General features: G+C 33.7%; 2 protein-coding genes. Both read right to left on the bottom strand.

Going from position 1 to position 3,361, the window contains the following annotated elements:
* Positions 1–106: 106 nt before the first annotated feature.
* Positions 107–727 carry a hypothetical protein gene (locus B0E44_RS11395; RefSeq protein WP_077374918.1) on the bottom strand — a complete coding sequence of 207 codons (621 nt, stop codon included), beginning with the start codon at positions 725–727 and terminating at the stop codon, positions 107–109.
* Between the two features lie 382 nt (positions 728–1,109).
* Complete coding sequence (locus B0E44_RS11390; protein WP_077374915.1) at positions 1,110–3,299, bottom strand: glutamine synthetase III; 2,190 nt, start codon at positions 3,297–3,299, stop codon at positions 1,110–1,112.
* Positions 3,300–3,361 lie beyond the last annotated feature (62 nt).

Raw genomic sequence — 3,361 nt, 5'->3', positions numbered from 1 at the left:
GAGAAACTCATTCCTAGTAATTTTAAGTTTTGAACTTAGCAACTTTTTCATTATATAAAAAAAGCAGAACTGATAAGTTCTGCTTTTAAATAATTAAATTTTATAATTAATTAGATTGGAAAACCACGGCAACATTACCTGCGCCCCATTGATTTATATTACTAACATGATCATACCCCACTTGAATCGTTGCAGCAAAGTTACCTAAGCCATTTTGCATAATATCAGAAGTATTGTCCCATCCTAGTTGAATTGATGATCCATTATTTCCAGTTCCAAGTTGAGTTATACCTACTGTATTTCCCCAAAAACCTTGTACATCAAAAGCAACGTTTCCATCTCCGTCTTGATCAATTTTAGAAGAGTTTCCAAACCCGAATTGCCAATTTGTAGCACTGTTGTTATTCCCTTTTTGATTAATCTCAGAATAATTGAAAGCTCCTACTTGAACTATCGCTGCATCATTTGACCAACCATCTTGAGCAATCACGCCCTCATTTGCAACTCCTAACTGTCCAATAAAAGCCTCATTTGAAGTTCCTAATTGACCTACTACGGCTAAGTTAGCGAATCCCACTTGAAGAACATCAGAATCGTTGGATGCACCCACTTGGACAACTAATGCACCATTTAACCAGCCGTACTGATCTACGTTACTTACGTTTGCCTGAGCAAAACCTGTCATTGTCAATAGCATCATTGAGACGCTTAATAAAACTTTTTTCATAATAAATATATTTAATTGGTTGTTAATACAAATATTATGTAGGTTTTAATAATATAAACAAGGGGGCGTTATATTATATATGTAGGTTATTATTTAAATGAAAACGGGGTGTTTTTCATCAATATGGTAACTTAAATCGACCTAATTTAGTTACTTTTCATTTTATCACGCAACAAATTTAGAATAATGTTTTGAACATTCAAAAAAAGACAATCATCTATTTATTAACTAATTAACTATTTTCGACAAACTGTAAAACTAAACCGATAAACCGTAAAATTGAAAAAATATAAATCTATATTTATCCTACTAATTTTACAATATAATTTAAAAAAAAAAGAGGCTTTCTTACGAATAGCCTCTTTTTTAGTTTTTTATAAAATTATTTCGTTAAAAGCAATTCTCTATATTTAGTTAAAGTCCAAAGCTCATTATCAACCAATAGTTCTAACTTGTCACAGTGATTTCTAATGATTTCAAAATATGGTTTAACATGATTACAATAGGCTTCGGCCATTGCGTGTGCATCAGTCAAATTATTAGCTTTCTTTCTTTCCTCGGTCATCTCTTCTACTTTGGAATTGATCCCTTCAATATGCCCAGAAATTTCTTTTATCAATATGATTTGCTCTTTGGCAATGGATTCAAATTCAGATCCAAAAATATCTTTCAATCCTTTCACATTTTCAATCAAAGTATTTTGATACTTAATAGCCGTAGGAATTACATGATTCTTTGAAATATCCCCAAGTACTCTACCTTCAATCTGTATTTTTTTGGTATATTCCTCCAGTTCAATTTCATAACGCGCTTCCACCTCAATATGATTCATAATTCCCATTTCAGAAAATAGATCAATGGCTTGTTTTGAGGCTCTGGCCTTCAAGGCTTCTGGAGTGGTTTTAAAATTACTCAATCCTCGTTTTGCCGCTTCTTTTTGCCAGGCATCACTATAGCCATCTCCTTCAAAAAGGATTTTTTTGGATTGTTTGATGTATTCTCTCAAGACATTGAAAATTGCATCATCTTTCTTCATATCTTTTGATTCAATCAAATCATCAACAGCTATTTTAAAATCTTTAAGCTGTTTTGCTACAATGGTATTCAAAGTTGTCATTGCATTCGAACAGTTAGCTGAAGAACCAACCGCTCTGAATTCAAATTTATTACCAGTAAAGGCAAATGGTGAAGTTCTATTTCTATCGGTGTTATCCAAAAGAACATCTGGAATTTTACCAACAACATTTAGTTTCAAATCGGTTTTTTCTTCTGGAGATAATTTCCCGGTAGAAACTCCTTCCAATTCCGCCAACACCTTGGTTAATTGTTCTCCAATAAACACAGAAATAATTGCTGGTGGCGCTTCATTCGCACCCAATCTATGATCGTTACTTGCTGTAGCAATAGAACCTCTTAATAAAGCTTCATAATCATTTACAGCTTTAATAGTGTTTATGAAGAAAGTCAAAAACTGTAAATTAGTCATTGGAGTTTTACTTGGGCTTAATAAATTAACTCCGGTATCTGTAGCCAATGACCAGTTATTGTGCTTTCCTGAACCATTTACTCCCTTGAAAGGTTTTTCATGAAGCAATACTTTTAAATCATGACGTTCGGCTACTTTTTGCATAACATCCATCAGCAAACAGTTGTGGTCAACCGCTAAATTTGTTTCTTCAAAAATAGGTGCAAATTCAAATTGATTAGGAGCTACTTCATTATGACGCGTTTTAACAGGTATTCCCAACAACATACATTCTTGTTCCAAATCTCTCATATAAGTTAAAGCACGAGTTGGAATTGAACCAAAATAATGATCGTCTAACTGTTGTCCCTTGGCCGAAGTATGCCCCAATAACGTTCTTCCTGTCATAACAATATCAGGACGTGAATTGGCTAGAGATTTGTCAATCAAAAAATATTCTTGTTCCCATCCTAGCGTAGCTGTTACTTTCTTTACGTTTTTGTCAAAATATTTGCAAACCTCAGTAGCTGCTTCATCCATAGCCGATAAAGCTCTTAATAATGGAATTTTATTATCTAAAGCTTCTCCTGTATAAGAAATAAAAATAGTCGGAATACATAATGTTGTTCCGAAAATAAACGCAGGCGAAGTAGGATCCCAAGCGGTATATCCTCTTGCTTCAAAAGTGTTTCTAATACCCCCGTTTGGAAAACTTGATGCATCCGGTTCTTGCTGTACCAATTGTGCTCCTCCGAATTTTTCTAATGGATCACTTCCATCATAAGAAGTTTCAAAAAAAGCATCATGTTTTTCTGCCGTTGTACCAGTAAGTGGCTGAAACCAGTGTGTATAGTGAGTTACCCCTTTGGACAAAGCCCATTCTTTCATTCCCATGGCAATATAATCTGCCAATTTTCTGTCGATTTTAGTTCCGTGTTGAACCGCACCTTGTACACCTTTAAAAGCATCCGAAGTCAGATATTGCTTCATCGCTTTATCGTTAAATACATTAGCTCCAAAGAGAACTGATTTTTTCCCAGTCTCGTGAAACTCTATTGATTTTCTATTTGAAGCTTCTTTTAAAGCTTGAAAACGAATTGATGACATATGATAAAACTTAAATTAATAATCAATAATAAAACGTATACAAATATAAATTATTCTTCAAA

This window comes from Flavobacterium sp. A45 (assembly GCF_002001005.1).
Taxonomy (GTDB): domain Bacteria; phylum Bacteroidota; class Bacteroidia; order Flavobacteriales; family Flavobacteriaceae; genus Flavobacterium.
The sequence above is the reverse complement of the archived record's forward strand: the minus strand, read 5'-3'. Positions and strand labels throughout refer to the sequence as shown.

Excerpts from the sequence above, each read along its gene's own strand:
- B0E44_RS11395 (WP_077374918.1), bottom strand. The coding sequence starts at position 727 with ATGAAAAAAGTTTTATTAAGCGTCTCAATGATGCTATTGACAATGACA.
- B0E44_RS11390 (WP_077374915.1), bottom strand. The coding sequence starts at position 3,299 with ATGTCATCAATTCGTTTTCAAGCTTTAAAAGAAGCTTCAAATAGAAAA.